The sequence below is a fragment of the Pseudomonas sp. NFACC41-3 genome, from assembly GCF_900109505.1.
Lineage (GTDB): Bacteria > Pseudomonadota > Gammaproteobacteria > Pseudomonadales > Pseudomonadaceae > Aquipseudomonas > Aquipseudomonas chlororaphis.
Genome location: NZ_FOAE01000001.1, coordinates 219,259 through 235,410, shown reverse-complemented (window position 1 = coordinate 235,410; position 16,152 = coordinate 219,259). Strand labels below are relative to the sequence as shown.

12 protein-coding genes are annotated in these 16,152 nt (G+C 60.1%); 2 read left to right on the top strand and 10 right to left on the bottom strand.

Annotated elements, in window-relative coordinates; all coding sequences use genetic code 11:
• Positions 1–128: 128 nt before the first annotated feature.
• The 7 genes from lpdA to sdhC form a co-directional block, all read right to left on the bottom strand.
• On the bottom strand, positions 129–1,565 hold the full coding sequence (gene lpdA / locus BMY68_RS01045) for a dihydrolipoyl dehydrogenase (RefSeq protein ID WP_085530191.1): 1,437 nt from the start codon (positions 1,563–1,565) through the stop codon (positions 129–131).
• A gap of 112 nt (positions 1,566–1,677) precedes the next feature.
• A complete protein-coding gene (odhB, locus tag BMY68_RS01040) occupies positions 1,678–2,898 on the bottom strand; it encodes a 2-oxoglutarate dehydrogenase complex dihydrolipoyllysine-residue succinyltransferase (RefSeq protein ID WP_009042789.1) in 1,221 nt (406 codons plus the stop codon).
• A 42-nt stretch (positions 2,899–2,940) separates the two neighbouring features.
• Positions 2,941–5,772 (bottom strand): 2-oxoglutarate dehydrogenase E1 component, encoded by a 2,832-nt coding sequence (locus tag BMY68_RS01035; RefSeq protein ID WP_007931503.1) that lies wholly within the window; start codon positions 5,770–5,772, stop codon positions 2,941–2,943.
• Between the two features lie 276 nt (positions 5,773–6,048).
• Positions 6,049–6,753: a succinate dehydrogenase iron-sulfur subunit gene (locus BMY68_RS01030; protein WP_007931501.1), complete on the bottom strand. Its 705-nt coding sequence runs from the start codon at positions 6,751–6,753 to the stop codon at positions 6,049–6,051.
• Positions 6,754–6,765: 12 nt separating this feature from the next.
• On the bottom strand, positions 6,766–8,538 hold the full coding sequence (gene sdhA / locus BMY68_RS01025) for a succinate dehydrogenase flavoprotein subunit (RefSeq protein ID WP_007931499.1): 1,773 nt from the start codon (positions 8,536–8,538) through the stop codon (positions 6,766–6,768).
• Between the two features lie 3 nt (positions 8,539–8,541).
• On the bottom strand, positions 8,542–8,910 hold the full coding sequence (gene sdhD, locus BMY68_RS01020) for a succinate dehydrogenase, hydrophobic membrane anchor protein (protein WP_007931497.1): 369 nt from the start codon (positions 8,908–8,910) through the stop codon (positions 8,542–8,544).
• A complete protein-coding gene (gene sdhC / locus BMY68_RS01015) occupies positions 8,904–9,290 on the bottom strand; it encodes a succinate dehydrogenase, cytochrome b556 subunit (protein WP_169915034.1) in 387 nt (128 codons plus the stop codon). Before sdhC ends, sdhD begins: the two co-directional genes overlap by 7 nt.
• Before the next feature lie 351 nt (positions 9,291–9,641).
• On the opposite strand from sdhC, the gene gltA reads away from it, so the two are divergent.
• Positions 9,642–10,931, top strand: coding sequence for a citrate synthase (gene gltA / locus BMY68_RS01010; protein WP_007931493.1), 1,290 nt, complete (start codon positions 9,642–9,644; stop codon positions 10,929–10,931).
• A 287-nt stretch (positions 10,932–11,218) separates the two neighbouring features.
• Here gltA and BMY68_RS01005 read toward each other — a convergent pair whose 3' ends face one another.
• The 3 genes from BMY68_RS01005 to BMY68_RS00995 form a co-directional block, all read right to left on the bottom strand.
• Positions 11,219–12,877 carry a cation acetate symporter gene (locus BMY68_RS01005; protein WP_007931491.1) on the bottom strand — a complete coding sequence of 553 codons (1,659 nt, stop codon included), beginning with the start codon at positions 12,875–12,877 and terminating at the stop codon, positions 11,219–11,221.
• Entirely contained in the window at positions 12,874–13,185 is a 312-nt protein-coding gene (locus BMY68_RS01000) for a DUF485 domain-containing protein (protein ID WP_009042787.1), read from the bottom strand. The genes BMY68_RS01005 and BMY68_RS01000 overlap by 4 nt, the downstream gene beginning before the upstream one ends.
• 191 nt (positions 13,186–13,376) lie before the next feature.
• A complete protein-coding gene (locus BMY68_RS00995) occupies positions 13,377–14,228 on the bottom strand; it encodes a glycine betaine ABC transporter substrate-binding protein (RefSeq protein WP_007931479.1) in 852 nt (283 codons plus the stop codon).
• A gap of 341 nt (positions 14,229–14,569) precedes the next feature.
• Between BMY68_RS00995 and BMY68_RS00990 the strand changes: the two genes are divergently transcribed.
• Complete coding sequence (locus tag BMY68_RS00990) at positions 14,570–16,123, top strand: glycoside hydrolase family 17 protein (protein ID WP_085530504.1); 1,554 nt, start codon at positions 14,570–14,572, stop codon at positions 16,121–16,123.
• Positions 16,124–16,152 lie beyond the last annotated feature (29 nt).

Genomic DNA, 16,152 nt, shown 5'->3' with positions numbered 1-16,152 from the left:
CCGCCTCCGCAGCCTGGGCTGCGGCACAGCGCATGAAGATTCCCGTGAGGTCGAGTCCAGCGGACGTTCCGCGGTGAGTCTTGCTCGCAAGGCTCACGACGGGCAATCCGCCGTGGTTTCTTATTGTCTTAACGCTTTTTGCGGTTGGCGATGTGGATGGCGCCGCCATTCACTGCCAGTGCTGCTTCATGCAGGGCTTCGGACAGGGTTGGATGGGAGAAAACCATCATGCCCAGGTCTTCGGCGCTGGTGCCGAATTCCATGCCGATCGCACCTTGCTGAACCAGTTCTGCCGCACTTGGGCCGATCACGTGAACGCCCAGTACACGGTCAGTCTTGGCATCAGCGATGACTTTTACGAAACCGCCGGTGTCGTTGGCTGCCATGGCACGGCCGCTGGCTGCGAACGGGAAGGTGCCGACGTTAACTTCAACGCCTTCAGCTTTCAAGGCCTGCTCGGTCTTGCCGACCCACGCGATTTCCGGGTGAGTATAAATAACCGAAGGGATCAGGTCATAGTTCATCTGAGCCTTGTGGCCCTTGATGCGCTCGACGACCATGACGCCCTCTTCCGAGGCCTTGTGAGCCAGCATCATGCCGCGAACCACGTCGCCGATCGCGTAAACGCCCGGTACGGTGGTGGCGCAGTGATCGTCGACGTGCACGAAACCGCGCTCGTCGAGGGTCACGCCGCAATCGGCAGCCAGCAGATCAGTGGTCACTGGACGGCGACCAACGGCTACGATCAGCTTGTCGAAAGTGATGTTCTGTTCGCCGTTGGCATCGGTGTAGGTCACGACCACTTCTTCGCCGTTGACCTTGGAGCCGGTGACGCGAGCGCCCAGCTTGATGTCCAGACCCTGTTTGGTCAGGGTTTTCAGCGCTTCCTTGGAGACGGCGGTGTCGGCAGCCATCAGGAAGGTGTCCAGGGCCTCGAGGACAGTCACTTCAGCGCCCAGACGGGACCATACCGAACCCAGTTCCAGACCGATCACGCCAGCGCCGATCACGCCCAGGCGTTTTGGTACGGATTGGAATTCCAGGGCGCCGGTGGAGTCGACGATCACCTTCTGATCGACCGGAGCCGGTGGAATGTCGATTGGACGGGAGCCTGGCGCCAGGATGACGTTCTCGGCTTCGATCACTTCCACCGAGCCGTCTGGCTTGGTGACTTCGACTTTCTTGCCGGCCAGCAGTTTGCCGTGGCCCTGGATGGAGGTCACGCCGTTGGCCTTGAACAGGGTGGCAACACCGCTGGTCAGGTTTTTCACGATGTTGGCCTTGCGGCCGACCATCGCAGGCACGTCCATGGACACGCCAGCGTGGCTGATACCGTGGATCGCGAAACCGTCTTGGGCTTCGTGGAATTTCCAGGAGCTGTCCAGCAGCGCCTTGGAAGGGATGCAGCCGACGTTCAGGCAAGTACCGCCGAGGGCCAGCTTGCCCTCCTGGTCGGTATATTTCTCGATGCAGGCAGTCGTGAGGCCGAGTTGCGCAGCTTTAATGGCAGCTACATAGCCGCCAGGGCCTGCGCCAATCACTACCACGTCGAATTTCTGAGTCATGTGTCATTCCTTCTCGAATCAAACCGGACGGCCTCTTGTGGAGGCCGTCGTGGGACGAAGCTGTTCGTTTCGGCGAAAGGCCGATCATCGCTGATCGGCCCATGCTACGAAATCAGATATCCAGCAGCAGACGAGCCGGGTCTTCCAGCAGGTTCTTGATGGTAACCAGGAAGGTCACTGCTTCTTTGCCGTCGATCAAACGGTGATCGTAGGACAGAGCCAGGTACATCATCGGACGGATAACCACCTGACCGTTGATCGCCATAGGACGCTGCAGAATGTTGTGCATGCCCAGGATCGCCGCTTGTGGCGGGTTGACGATCGGAGTCGACATCATCGAACCGAAAGTACCACCGTTGGTGATGGTGAAAGTACCGCCGGTCATCTCTTCCATCGACAGTTTGCCGTCACGGGCTTTCTTGCCGAAGGTGGCGATGCCGCCTTCGATTTCAGCCAGGCTCATCAGTTCGGCGTTACGCAGAACCGGAACCACCAGGCCGCGGTCGCTGGACACGGCAACACCGATGTCGGCGTAGCCGTGGTAAACGATGTCGGAGCCGTCGATCGAGGCGTTGACCGCGGGGAAACGCTTCAGCGCTTCGGTAGCAGCCTTGACGAAGAACGACATGAAGCCCAGGCGTACGCCGTTGTGGGACTTCTCGAACAGATCCTTGTACTTCGAACGCAGGGCCATGACTTCGGTCATGTCGACTTCGTTGAAAGTGGTCAGCATCGCCATGTTCGACTGGGCTTCGACCAGACGCTCGGCAACCTTGGCACGCAGGCGGGTCATCGGAACGCGCTTCTCGACGCGGTCGCCAGCAGCGAACACCGGAGCAGCGGCGGCAGGAGCAGCGGCCTTGGCAGGCGCGGCAGCCGGAGCGGCTTTCTTGGCAGCAACGGCGGCAACCACGTCTTCCTTGGTCACGCGGCCGCCTTTGCCGGTACCGGCAACGGAAGCGATGTTGATGCCGTTCTCTTCAGCCAGCTTGCGCGCGGCTGGAGCAGCGATTGGATCGTCTTCGCCTTCGGCGGCAGGAGCTGCGGCCTGGGCGGCAGCCGGTGCGGCAGCGGCTGGAGCAGCAGCGGCGGCAGCGCCTTCGGCGATGGAGCCCAGGACTTCGTCGGACAGAACGGTGTCGCCTTCGTTCTTGACGATAGCGCCCAGCACGCCGTCAGCGGTGGCCAGAACTTCCAGCACGACCTTGTCGGTTTCGATGTCGACGATCAGTTCGTCGCGCTTGACGGCGTCGCCCGGTTTTTTGTGCCAGGTGGCAACGGTGCCATCGGCAACCGATTCCGGGAAAGTGGGGGCTTTGATCTCGATAGCCATTATCTGTGGTTCCTTAAATTCGGTTTCAGGTGCGCGAAGGCGTTAAACGGTGAAAGCATCTTGCAGCAGTTTTTCCTGCTGCTCGGCGTGCATCGACGCGTAACCGCATGCTGGTGCAGCAGAGGCTTCACGGCCCGCGTACTCGAGTACGAGCGACTTGTCGTGATTGCCAACGATGCGGCGCATGTGGTGCTGGCTGCAGTACCAGGCACCCTGGTTCATCGGCTCTTCCTGACACCAAACCACATGCTTGAGGTTGGTGTACGGAGCCAGGACTTCGTTCAAGTCGTCCTCAGGGAATGGGTACAGTTGCTCGATACGCACGACGGCGATGTCGTCGCGGCCTTCGGCACGGCGTTTTTCCAGCAGGTCGTAGTAGACCTTGCCGCTGCACAGAATCAGACGATTCACGTCTTTTGGATCCTGGGCATCGATTTCCGGAATAACGGTCTGGAACGAACCTTCCGCCAGATCTTCCAGGGTCGAGATGGCCAGTTTGTGACGCAGCAGCGACTTCGGAGTCAGGACCACCAGCGGCTTGCGCAGCGGGCGAATCACCTGACGACGCAGCAGGTGGTAGATCTGGGCCGGGGTGGTCGGCATGCAGACCTGGATGTTGTGCTCGGCGCACAGCTGCAGGTAACGCTCCAGACGAGCCGAAGAGTGCTCCGGACCCTGACCTTCATAACCGTGCGGCAGCAGCATGGTCAGGCCGCAGAGACGGCCCCACTTGTGCTCGCCACTGGTGATGAACTGGTCGATCACCACCTGGGCACCGTTGGCGAAGTCGCCGAACTGGGCTTCCCAGATCACCAGCGCGTTTGGCGTGGTGGTCGAGTAACCGTATTCGAACGCCAGTACGGCTTCTTCGGACAGGAACGAATCGTACAGATCGAAACGTGGCTGGCCGTCGTACAGGTGCTGCAGCGGAATGTAGGTGCTGGCGTCTTTCTGGTTGTGCAGGACCGCATGACGGTGCGAGAACGTACCGCGACCGATGTCCTGGCCGGTCATGCGGATCGGGTGACCTTCGAACGCCAGGGTCGCGTATGCCATGGTTTCGGCATAACCCCAGTTGATCGGCAGGCCGCCGGCTTGCATCTTCTGACGGTCTTCGTAGATCTTCGCGACCTGGCGCTGGACCACGAAGCCTTCCGGCAGCTCCAGCAGCTTGGCGGACAGTTCCTGCAGGGTCTTCAGATCGAAAGTGGTGTCGTGACGTGCAGTCCAGGCGTGGCCCAGATATGGACGCCAGTCCACGAACAGCTCTTTGTTCGGCTCTTTGACCAGGCTCTTCACGACGTGCAGGCCGTTGTCCAGCGCGTTGCGGTATTCGTCAACTTTCGCCTGAACACGCTCGGCGTCGAGCACGCTTGCCTGGACCAGACGATCGGCATACAGCTCACGGGTGGTGCGCTGCTTGGCGATCTGCTGGTACATCAGAGGCTGGGTGCCGCTTGGCTCGTCCGCTTCGTTGTGACCGCGACGACGGTAGCAGACCAGGTCGATCACCACATCGCGCTTGTACTGCATGCGGTAGTCGATGGCCAGCTGGGTCACGAACAGTACGGCTTCCGGATCATCACCATTCACATGGAGGATCGGCGCCTGGATCATTTTCGCGACGTCGGTGGCGTACTCGGTGGAACGCGAGTCCAGCGGGTTGCTGATGGTGAAACCGACCTGGTTGTTGATCACGATGTGCACGGTGCCGCCGGTCTTGAAACCGCGGGTCTGCGACATCTGGAAGGTTTCCATCACCACGCCCTGACCTGCGAAAGCAGCATCACCGTGGATGGAGATTGGCAGAACCTTGTCACCGGTCTGGTCGTTGCGGCGATCCTGACGGGCGCGCACCGAACCCTCGACCACTGGCGAAACGATTTCCAGATGGGACGGGTTGAAGGCCATGGCCAGGTGAACTTCACCGCCGGTGGTCATCACGTTGGACGAGAAGCCCTGGTGGTATTTCACGTCACCGGAGCCCAGCTCGACCTTCTTCTTGCCTTCGAACTCGTCGAACAGCTCGCGCGGGTTCTTGCCGAAGGTGTTGACCAGGACGTTGAGGCGACCACGGTGGGCCATGCCGATCACGACTTCCTTGGTGCCGTAGGAACCGGAACGCTGGATCAGCTCGTCGAGCATCGGGATCAGGCTTTCGCCGCCTTCCAGGCCGAAACGCTTGGTGCCCGGGTACTTGGTGCCCAGGTATTTTTCGAGGCCTTCAGCTGCTGTGACGCGCTCGAGCAGGTGACCCTTGATATCCGTGGAGTAGGTCGGACGGCCGCGTACGCTTTCCAGACGCTGCTGGAACCACTGGCGCTGCTCGGAATCGGTGATATGCGTAAATTCAGCGCCGATGGTGCGGCAATATGTCTGCTGCAACGCTTCGTGAATTTCGCGTAGGCTCGCTTCCTCTTTGCCGATGAACAGGTCGCCGGCACGGAAGGTCGTATCAAGATCGGCATTGGTCAAGCCGTAATGATTGATTGACAGGTCTGCAGGTGCAGGACGCTGCCACAGCCCCAGCGGGTCCAGCTGGGCTGCCTGGTGGCCACGCATACGGTAGGCCTGGATCAATCGCAGCACTTCAACTTGCTTCTTCTCGTGCTCGCTGCTCACGCTACCGGCGGATACCGGCTGGGCGCGGCGCTGGTTCTTTGCCAGCAACACGAAATGATCGCGGATTGTCGAGTGCGAAACATCGATGGCAGTGCTGCCGTCGGTAGGCAACTTCTGGAAGTAAGTGCGCCACTCTTCTGGCACAGCGTTAGGGTCGTGCAGGTAGAGCTCGTAGAGCTCTTCCACATAGGCAGCGTTACTACCGGATAGGTAGGCGCTGTTCCACATGCGCTGCATCACGCTTTCTTGCATGCTTGGTCACCCTCGGTTAGGGGAACACCACCGGCGAAGACACCGAGCAAACTTGCAAAAGTCCGAGTGCAGCGACCAAAACAAGCCACTTAGGATCACGCTGATAGTCCGGGTACCAGCCCGGATGCCCCTGCTTGTCTCATTTCTTCAAAATACGAGCGGCAACTTTGTGAGCTGCTGCTCAGCTTAAAACTACGGCGCCGGTTGAAGCCTGCGCCGTAGCCTCTACGGGTACAGCGGTCCTGCCTTTACAACAACTGGGTTACAGCAGCTGAATCACACGCCGCTCGAGAGCAGCATGTTACGTATGTGACCGATGGCCTTAGTCGGGTTCAGGCCTTTCGGACAAACGTTGACGCAGTTCATGATGCCGCGGCAGCGGAATACGCTGAACGGATCATCCAGCGAAGCCAGGCGCTCGGACGTCTTGGTGTCGCGGCTGTCTGCCAGGAAGCGATAGGCTTGCAGCAGGGCAGCTGGACCCAGGAACTTGTCCGGGTTCCACCAGAAGGACGGGCAGGAAGTCGAGCAGCAAGCGCACAGGATGCACTCGTACAGACCATCGAGCTTTTCGCGCTCTTCAGGGGACTGCAGACGCTCGATGGCCGGAGCCGGCGTGTCGTTCTGCAGGAATGGCTTCACCTTCTCGTATTGCTTGTAGAAGATGCTCATATCGACGACCAGGTCACGGATAACCGGCAAACCTGGCAGCGGACGAACAACCAGCTTGTTGTTCTTCACCACGGCAGACAGCGGCGTGATACAGGCCAGGCCGTTCTTGCCGTTGATGTTCATGCCATCGGAACCGCAAACGCCTTCACGGCAGGAACGACGATAGGAGAAACCTTCGTCCTGCTCTTTGATCAGCGCCAGTACGTCCAGCACCATCAGATCCTTGCCACCGGTGTCGACCTGGAAAACCTGGGTTTTCGGCGCGGAGTCGGTGTCAGGGTTGTAACGATAAACTTCGACTTGCAACATATCGATCACCCTTTAGTAAGTCCGGACTTTTGGTTCAAAAGTCGGAACAGTCTTCGGCGAGAAGTTAACGGCACGCTTGGCAACGCGCTTCTCACCCGGGAAGTACAGGGTGTGGCACAGCCAGTTTTCGTCGTCGCGGTCTTCGAAGTCTTCACGGGCGTGGGCGCCGCGGGACTCTTTACGCACTTCGGCAGCGATGGCAGTGGCTTCGGCCACTTCCAGCAGGTTCTGCAGTTCCAGTGCTTCGATACGTGCGGTGTTGAACGCCTGCGACTTGTCGTTGATCTTGACGTTGGCGATGCGGGTACGCAGCTCGGCCAGCTGGGCGATGCCCTTCTGCATGTATTCGCCGGTGCGGAATACGCCGAAGTAGTTCTGCATGCAGCTTTGCAGCTCGCGACGCAGGGTAGCCACGTCTTCGCCGTCGGTACGCTCGTTGAGGGCGGACAGACGTGCCAGGGCCGCATTGATGTCGGCGTCGGTGGCGTCGTCGTATTCGATACCGTCGGTCAGCGCTTTTTCCAGGTGCAGGCCGGCAGCGCGGCCGAATACCACCAGGTCGAGCAGCGAGTTGCCGCCCAGACGGTTGGCACCGTGAACCGATACGCAAGCCACTTCACCCACCGCGAACAGGCCAGGGATGATTTCGTCGTTGCCTTCGGCGTTCTGGGTGATCGCCTGACCATGAATGTTGGTGGCAACGCCGCCCATCATATAGTGGCAAGTCGGAACAACCGGAACCGGAGCAACCACCGGGTCAACGTGAGCGAAAGTCTTGGACAGTTCGCAGATGCCTGGCAGACGGCTGTGCAGCACTTCCTCACCCAGGTGGTCGAGCTTGAGCATCACGTGGTCGCCATTCGGACCGCAACCGTTGCCAGCGATGATTTCCTTAACCATCGAACGGGCAACAACGTCACGACCGGCAAGGTCCTTGGCGTTCGGAGCATAACGCTCCATGAAACGCTCGCCGTGCTTGTTGATCAGGTAACCGCCTTCACCACGGCAACCTTCGGTAACCAGTACACCGGCGCCGGCGATGCCGGTCGGGTGGAACTGCCACATTTCGATGTCTTGTACCGGCACGCCGGCACGCAGCGCCATGCCGACACCGTCACCGGTGTTGATCAGGGCGTTGGTGGTGGATGCGTAGATACGCCCTGCACCGCCAGTCGCCAACACGGTGGCTTTCGCGCGGATGTAGGTGGTTTCGCCGGTTTCGATGCAGATCGCGATCACACCGACGAACGCGCCGTCCTGGTTCTTCACCAGATCAACAGCGTAGTACTCGTTCAGGAAGGTGGTGCCGGCTTTCAGGTTGCCCTGATAAAGGGTGTGCAGCAGCGCGTGACCGGTACGGTCAGAAGCCGCGCAGGTACGGGCAGCCTGGCCGCCTTTACCGTAGTCCTTGGACTGGCCGCCGAAAGGACGCTGGTAGATACGACCGGTTTCGGTGCGGGAGAACGGCAGACCCATGTGGTCCAGTTCGAAAACCGCGGCCGGGCCTTCCTGACACATGTATTCGATAGCGTCCTGGTCACCGATATAGTCGGAACCCTTGACGGTATCGTACATGTGCCAGCGCCAGTCATCGTTCGGGTCGGCCGACGCGATGGCGCAGGTGATGCCGCCCTGGGCCGACACAGTGTGCGAGCGGGTCGGGAACACCTTGGTGATCACTGCAGTCTTGTGGCCGCCCTGGGCCAGCTGCAATGCGGCACGCATGCCGGCACCGCCGCCACCAATGATGATGGCGTCGAAAGAAATCGTTGGAATGTTAGCCATGAATCAGATACCCCAGAGAATCTGCACACCCCAGACGAAGTAGGCGAACATTGCAACGCCGCATACTGCCTGGAAAAGGAAACGTACTGCAGTCGCCGATTTGCCCAGCGCCATCGGCGTCAGGTAGTCGGTCGAAATGGTCCACATGCCGACCCAGGCGTGAGCGCCCAGAGCAACCATGGCCAGCAGGCTGAAGATACGCATCCAGTTGTTGGAGAACAGTGCGTGCCATTGCTCGTAGCCAAGGCCCGGGTTCGCAACGAGGTATCCGATCAGGAAGATGAAATAAGCCGCGAGAACGACCGCAGACACACGTTGTGCCATCCAGTCATAGAGGCCCGAACGCGACAGGTTCGTGACGTTAGTTACCATATCCAAACTCCTGCCAGAACGATTACCACCACGGATACGGCGATAACGATTTTAGAGCCCAGCTTGCCGCCTTCCAGCGTCTCACCGATGCCCATGTCCATGATCAAATGGCGCACACCGGCAACCAAGTGATACAGCAAGGCGGACAGGATGCCCCAAATCACTAGCTTGGCTAGCGGACTGGTCAGACACGCTTTCACCTCGCCGAAGCCTTCCTCAGAGCTGAGCGACTTGTCCAATGCATAAAGCATGATGGCAAGGCTCACAAAGAGGATGACACCGGAAATACGGTGAAGGATGGACGTGTAAGCAGTGACTGGGAGTTTGATGGTCCTTAGGTCTAGGTTTACAGGTCGTTGGCTATTCACGGCTTTTTTCACACTGAAGAGCCCCTAACAATCAGGGCAAAGTTGTTGGGGAGTGCACTGGTCAGGTACCCACCACCCAGGGAGTGACGACCCCCATCAAACCGGGCCCGAAAGCCCATGGCGGTCGGTGGCCGAGTATAGACAGTTAGGCTACTAATGACAACGCAATCACCTTCCCCTAATAGCTCATTGCGTTAGGCGGATAAAAGGCGTAAATGGCGGGGAATTTCGAGGAAAAAGTCCGGTTAAAGCCTTCTGGGGCAAGACTTTAGGCAAATTGACATTCGGATTTATCTCACTATAGTGGTGCGGGCCCTGCGTGGGGGGTCTGTCTGATGATTTCAAGCATAAATAGGAGGCCACATGGCTGACAAAAAAGCGCAGTTGATCATCGAGGGCGCAGCCCCCGTCGAGCTGCCCATTTTAACCGGCACCGTTGGTCCCGATGTAATCGATGTTCGGGGCTTGACGGCCACGGGCCGCTTCACCTTTGACCCGGGTTTCATGTCGACCGCCTCCTGCGAGTCGAAAATCACCTATATCGACGGCGACAACGGCATTCTGTTGCACCGCGGCTACCCGATCGAACAGTTGGCTGAAAAGTCGGACTACCTGGAAACCTGCTACCTGCTGCTCAACGGCGAATTGCCGACCGCAGAACAGAAGGCCCAATTCGTCGGCAACGTGAAGAACCACACCATGGTTCACGAGCAGTTGAAGACCTTCTTCAACGGCTTCCGTCGCGACGCCCACCCGATGGCGGTCATGTGCGGCGTAGTCGGCGCCCTCTCTGCCTTCTACCACGACTCCCTGGACATCAATAACCCGCAGCATCGCGAAATCTCCGCGATCCGCCTGGTTGCCAAGATGCCGACCCTGGCCGCGATGGTTTACAAGTACTCCATGGGCCAACCCATGATGTACCCGCGCAACGACCTGTCGTACGCGGAAAACTTCCTGCACATGATGTTCAACACCCCGTGCGAGATCAAACCGATCAGCCCGGTGCTGGCCAAGGCAATGGACCGGATCTTCATCCTCCATGCCGACCACGAGCAGAACGCATCGACCTCCACCGTACGCCTGGCGGGCTCCTCGGGCGCCAACCCGTTCGCCTGTATCGCTGCCGGTATCGCCGCACTCTGGGGCCCGGCTCACGGCGGCGCCAACGAAGCGGTACTGACCATGCTCGACGAAATTGGCGATGTCTCGAACATCGACAAGTTCATCGCCAAGGCCAAGGACAAGAACGATCCGTTCAAGCTGATGGGCTTCGGTCACCGCGTCTACAAGAACCGCGACCCGCGCGCCACCGTGATGAAGCAGACCTGCGACGAAGTGTTGAAGGAACTGGGCATCACCAACGATCCGCAACTCGAACTGGCCATGCGCCTGGAAGAGATCGCCCTGACCGACCCGTACTTCATCGAGCGCTCGCTGTACCCGAACGTCGACTTCTACTCGGGGATCATCCTCAAGGCCATCGGCATTCCGACCAGCATGTTCACCGTGATCTTCGCCCTGGCGCGTACCGTCGGCTGGATCTCGCACTGGAAAGAAATGCTCTCCAGCCCTTACAAGATCGGCCGTCCTCGCCAGCTGTACACCGGCTACGAGTCGCGCGACATCACCAAGCTGGAAGACCGCAAGTAAGACCTGTTGCCTTGCGCTAACGTCTTGACTGCAGCGGATACGGCCTCTTTATAGAGGCCGTATTTGTTTGTGCTCCCCTCCCCCGCCATTTCCCTGTAGCTGCCTGCATTCGGCCGCACAGCGGATGTGGAATGCCAACGCCACATCACTCTCACGCTGAACGAGCTTGCGAGCGCTACGCACTCGATCGCAGGCTGCGCCAGCGGCTACAAAGGGCGACGCCAATAAAAATGCCCCTGTCTTTCGACAGGGGCATTGGGGTTTAACGCAGCTTATATATAGAAGCCTTAGTGCGATACCGCCCCGCTGGCTCCCAGGCCGGTCTGCGAGCGTACGAACTGCGGGAAGAACAGCGCCCGCTCATTGTCAGCCGCAGTGGACTTGTCGGTGATGGAGAAGAACCAGATCCCGATAAAGGCAATGATCATCGAGAACAGCGCCGGGTACTCGTAAGGGAAGATGGCTTTTTCATGCCCCATGATCTGCACCCAGATGGTCGGGCCGAGGACCATCAGGCCCACGGCACTGACCAGGCCCAGCCAGCCACCAATCATGGCGCCGCGCGTGGTGAGCTTCTTCCAGTACATGGAAAGCAGCAGTACCGGGAAGTTGCAGCTCGCCGCGATGGAGAACGCCAGGCCGACCATGAACGCGATGTTCTGGCTCTCGAACAGGATGCCCAGGGCAATCGCCAGCACACCCAGGCACACGGTGGTGATCTTCGAGACGCGGATCTCATCCTTCTCGTTGGCCTTGCCCTTCTTGATCACGCTGGCGTACAGGTCATGGGAAACCGCCGAGGCACCGGCCAGGGTCAGGCCAGCCACCACCGCCAGGATAGTGGCGAAGGCCACCGCCGAGATGAAGCCGAGGAACACGCTGCCGCCCACGGCATTGGCCAGGTGCACCGCCGCCATGTTGTTGCCGCCGAGCAGAGCGCCCGCCGCGTCCTTGAACGCCGGGTTGGTGCTGACCAGGAGGATCGCGCCAAAACCGATGATGAAGGTCAGGATGTAGAAGTAGCCGATGAAGCCGGTGGCATACAGCACGCTCTTGCGCGCTTCCTTGGCGTCGCTCACGGTGAAGAAGCGCATCAGGATGTGCGGCAGGCCGGCGGTACCGAACATCAGCGCCAGGCCCAGGGAGAACGCCGAGATCGGATCCTTCACCAGCCCGCCCGGGCTCATGATCGCTTCACCTTTGGGGTGAACCTTGGTGGCTTCGGAGAACAGCATGTTGAAGTCGAAGTTGACATGCTTCATGACCATCAACGCCATGAACGAGGCACCGGACAGCAGCAGGACCGCCTTGATGATCTGTACCCAGGTGGTCGCCAGCATGCCGCCGAACAGCACGTACAGCACCATCAGGATACCCACCAGGATCACCGCCACATGGTAATCGAGGCCGAACAGCAGCTGGATCAGCTTGCCGGCACCGACCATTTGCGCGATCAGGTAGAACGCCACCACCACCAGCGAGCCGCAGGCCGACAGCGAGCGGATCTGGGTTTGCCCGAGGCGATAGGACGCCACGTCGGCGAAGGTGTACTTGCCGAGGTTGCGCAGGCGCTCGGCGATCAGGAACAGAATGATCGGCCAGCCCACCAGGAAGCCGATCGAATAGATCAAGCCATCGTAGCCGGAGGTGAACACCAGGGCGGAAATCCCCAGGAAGGACGCCGCCGACATGTAGTCGCCGGCAATCGCCAGGCCGTTCTGGAAACCGGTGATCTTGCCGCCCGCGGCATAGTAGTCGGCCGCCGACTTGTTGCGCTTGGAGGCCCAGTAGGTGATGCACAGGGTGGCCCCGACGAACAGCACGAACATGATGATCGCAGAGACATTGAGGGGTTGTTTATGCACTTCGCCGGTCAGGGCATCGGCCGCCCAGAGACTTGGAGCAAAGGCCGCGACGCTAAAAAAAGCCAATAGACGCCGGATCATTGCTGAGCCTCCTTGAGAATCGCATTGTTCAGGTCGTCGAATTCGCCGTTGGCGCGTCGCACGTAGATACCGGTCAGGACAAAGGCCGCGACAATCAACCCGACACCAATGGGAATGCCCCAGGTGATGGATGATTCAGGACTGAGTTTTGCCCCCAGCACATGGGGTCCGTAGGCAATCAGCAGGATGAAGCCCGAATAAAGCCCGAGCATGATCGCCGACAGTATCCAGGCGAATCGTTCGCGCTTGCTGACCAGCTCCTTGAAACGCGAGCTGTTTTGAATCGAGAGGTAAATGCTGTCGTTCATTGTTTTTATCCTCGCAGCACAGATTTTAGTTGGAACGTAGTCCACTCTATGCAGCTCTGGAGCTGGTTCCAGACGACCTTAGTATTAGAACGACAGTACCCCTGACACAGGCTTTTGCGCCGGGCAAAACAAAAGGCCGCCGGGTGCGAACACCCGGCGGCCTCGAGACCTGCGACCTAGACGCTTCCCAGTCAGTTAGCGGTCCATTCGGCAACGCGCTCAGGGTGCTTGGCCACCCAGTCCTTGGCCGCCGCTTCCGGCTTGGCGCCCTCTTGAATTGCCAGCATCACCTCACCGATTTCATCCTTGGAAGCCCACTGGAACTTCTTCAGGAAGGCCGCAACCTCCGGCGCTTTCTTCTCCAGGCCTTTGCTGCCGATGCTGTTGACGGTTTCAGCGGCACCGTAAACACCTTTCGGATCGTCCAGGAAGCGCAGCTTCCACTTGGCGAACATCCAGTGCGGCACCCAGCCGGTGACCGCGATGGATTCGTTCTTCTCTTCGGCGCGGGTCAACTCGGCAATCATTGCCGCGCCCGAGCTGGCTTGCAGTTTGTAGTCCAGACCGTAGTCCTTGATGGCCTGGTCGGTCTTGAGCATCACGCCCGAGCCGGCATCGATACCGACGATCTTGTTCTTGAAGGTGGTGTCACCCTTCAGATCGGCAATGCTCTTGGCCTTGACGTACTCCGGCACGATCAGGCCGATTTTCGCGTCCTTGAAGTTGGGGCCGTAGTCGACCACCTTGTCCTTGTTCTTGGTCCAGTACTCGCCATGGGTCACCGGCAGCCAGGCCGACAGCATGGCGTCCAGCTTGCCGGTGGCCACGCCCTGCCACATGATCCCGGTCGCCACCGCCTGCAACTTCACGTCATAACCGAGTTTCTGCTTGATCACCTCAGACGCTACATAGGTGGTCGCCACACTGTCCGACCAACCGTCGACATAGCCGATGCTCAGGGTTTTGCTGTCGGCGCTGGCCAGGGTAGAGCTGATCGCAAGTACCAGACCGGCACCTGCGCCCAAGAGTCGTCGCATCTTCATCGTTACTTCCCCGAAAGTGCTGCGCCCGACGGATGCCGAGCCGCGTCAACCTGTTGTTATGGTGCACAGCGCCCTCATCACGCCCCACCAACTTGCTCGAACATCAGCGCGATTGCCCTATGAGAGCCCTGACGCGTCGATCATCAACCTGACGCCAAAGGCGACCTGCTCTGACTGCGACCTCAAGACATTCAGCAACGACACCAGTTCGCCAGTAATCAGGGCATGCCCAAAACAGTCGCCCAATCCCGCCCGAACTTTGCATGTCAAAATCATGCAGGCCACCTGGGCAGCGGCAAATCCGGGTAAGATGCCCGGCTTTGTTTCCTGACGGCCTGACCATGCCCTCGATTGCCCGCTTCCCGCTCCTGCCCTATCTATTCGCCTGCCTGCTGGGAGTCTTCGCGCTCTGCGGTTTCTGGTACGGCCTCGGCCAGCCGGTGGTGCTGCCGGATGTCGCCAGCGCCAGCCATAAGCTGCAATGCGCGTCCTACACCCCGTTCGACAAGGACCAGTCGCCCTTCGACCAGCCGTTCAAGTTGCGTCCGGAGCGCATGGACGCCGACCTGGCGCTGCTGGCGACCCGCTTCGAGTGCATCCGCACCTACTCCATGACCGGCCTCGAAGCCCTGCCGGACCTGGCGCGCAAGCACGGCCTGAAGCTGATGATCGGCGCCTGGGTCAACAGCAATCCGGTGGACACCGAAAAAGAGGTCGACCTGCTGATCGCCTCGGCCAATGCCAATCCGGACGTGGTGAGCTCGGTGATCGTCGGCAACGAAGCCCTGCTGCGCAAGGAAGTCACCGGCCCGCAACTGGCCAGGCTGATCAACAAGGTCAAGGCTCACGTCAAGCAGCCGGTCACTTACGCAGACGTCTGGGAGTTCTGGCTCAAGCACCCGGAAATCGCGCCGGCGGTGGACTTCCTGACCATCCACCTGCTGCCCTACTGGGAAGACGATCCGTCCAACATCGATGCCGCGCTGAACCATGTGGCGCAGGTGCGCCAGGTGTTCGGCAACAAGTTCGCGCCCAAGGACGTGATGATTGGCGAGACCGGCTGGCCCAGCGAAGGCCGCCAGCGTGAAACCGCCCTGCCGAGCCGGGTCAACGAGGCCAAGTTCATCCGTGGTTTTGTGGTCATGGCCGAACAGAATGGCTGGCATTACAACCTGATCGAAGCCTTCGACCAGCCGTGGAAGCGCGCCAGCGAAGGTGCGGTCGGCGGTTACTGGGGGCTGTTCGATGCCGATCGCCAGGACAAGGGCGTACTCGCCGGGCCGGTGTCGAACCTGCCTTACTGGCCATTGTGGCTGGGCGTGGGCGGGGCGATCTTCGTTGCCACGCTGATCCTCGGTGGCCGGGTCCGCGGTACCCGCGCGGCGCTTACCCTGCCACTGCTCGGCGCCCTGGCCGCCTGCTCCATCGGCGCCTGGGGCGAGCTGGCACGGGTCACCAGCCGCTTTGCCGGGGAATGGTTCTGGGCGAGCCTGCTACTGGCCCTGAACCTGCTGGTACTGGCCCACGCGGCACTGAGCCTGAGCACCCGCGCCGGCTGGCGCCAGCACGCTTTCAACGGCCTGGAAAAACGTGCCGGCTGGCTGCTCGCCGCCGCCGGTTTCGCCGCCGCGGTGATGATGCTGGAGCTGGTGTTCGAGCCGCGTTATCGCAGCTTCCCCAGCGCCGCCCTGCTCCTGCCGGCCCTGGTCTACCTGTGCCGCCCGGTGCGGGTGCCGCGTCGCGAAATCGCCCTGCTGACCTTTATCGTCGGCGCCGGCATCGCCCCCCAGCTGTATCGCGAAGGCCTGGAAAACCAACAGGCCTGGGGCTGGGCCCTGGTCAGCGTGCTGATGGTCGCCGCCCTGTGGCGCAGCTTGCGGGCTCGCAAAGCCTGACAGAAAAAAGGGATGACCATGGTCATCCC

What these genes read in the sequence shown, in the direction of transcription:
- lpdA (WP_085530191.1), bottom strand. Translation starts at nt 1,565, where the DNA reads ATGACTCAGAAATTCGACGTGGTAGTGATTGGCGCAGGCCCTGGCGGC.
- gltA (WP_007931493.1), top strand. Translation starts at nt 9,642, where the DNA reads ATGGCTGACAAAAAAGCGCAGTTGATCATCGAGGGCGCAGCCCCCGTC.
- sdhA (WP_007931499.1), bottom strand. Translation starts at nt 8,538, where the DNA reads ATGGCTAACATTCCAACGATTTCTTTCGACGCCATCATCATTGGTGGC.
- BMY68_RS01030 (WP_007931501.1), bottom strand. Translation starts at nt 6,753, where the DNA reads ATGTTGCAAGTCGAAGTTTATCGTTACAACCCTGACACCGACTCCGCG.
- odhB (WP_009042789.1), bottom strand. Translation starts at nt 2,898, where the DNA reads ATGGCTATCGAGATCAAAGCCCCCACTTTCCCGGAATCGGTTGCCGAT.
- BMY68_RS01005 (WP_007931491.1), bottom strand. Translation starts at nt 12,877, where the DNA reads ATGATCCGGCGTCTATTGGCTTTTTTTAGCGTCGCGGCCTTTGCTCCA.
- BMY68_RS00990 (WP_085530504.1), top strand. Translation starts at nt 14,570, where the DNA reads ATGCCCTCGATTGCCCGCTTCCCGCTCCTGCCCTATCTATTCGCCTGC.
- BMY68_RS01035 (WP_007931503.1), bottom strand. Translation starts at nt 5,772, where the DNA reads ATGCAAGAAAGCGTGATGCAGCGCATGTGGAACAGCGCCTACCTATCC.
- BMY68_RS01000 (WP_009042787.1), bottom strand. Translation starts at nt 13,185, where the DNA reads ATGAACGACAGCATTTACCTCTCGATTCAAAACAGCTCGCGTTTCAAG.
- BMY68_RS00995 (WP_007931479.1), bottom strand. Translation starts at nt 14,228, where the DNA reads ATGAAGATGCGACGACTCTTGGGCGCAGGTGCCGGTCTGGTACTTGCG.
- sdhD (WP_007931497.1), bottom strand. Translation starts at nt 8,910, where the DNA reads ATGGTAACTAACGTCACGAACCTGTCGCGTTCGGGCCTCTATGACTGG.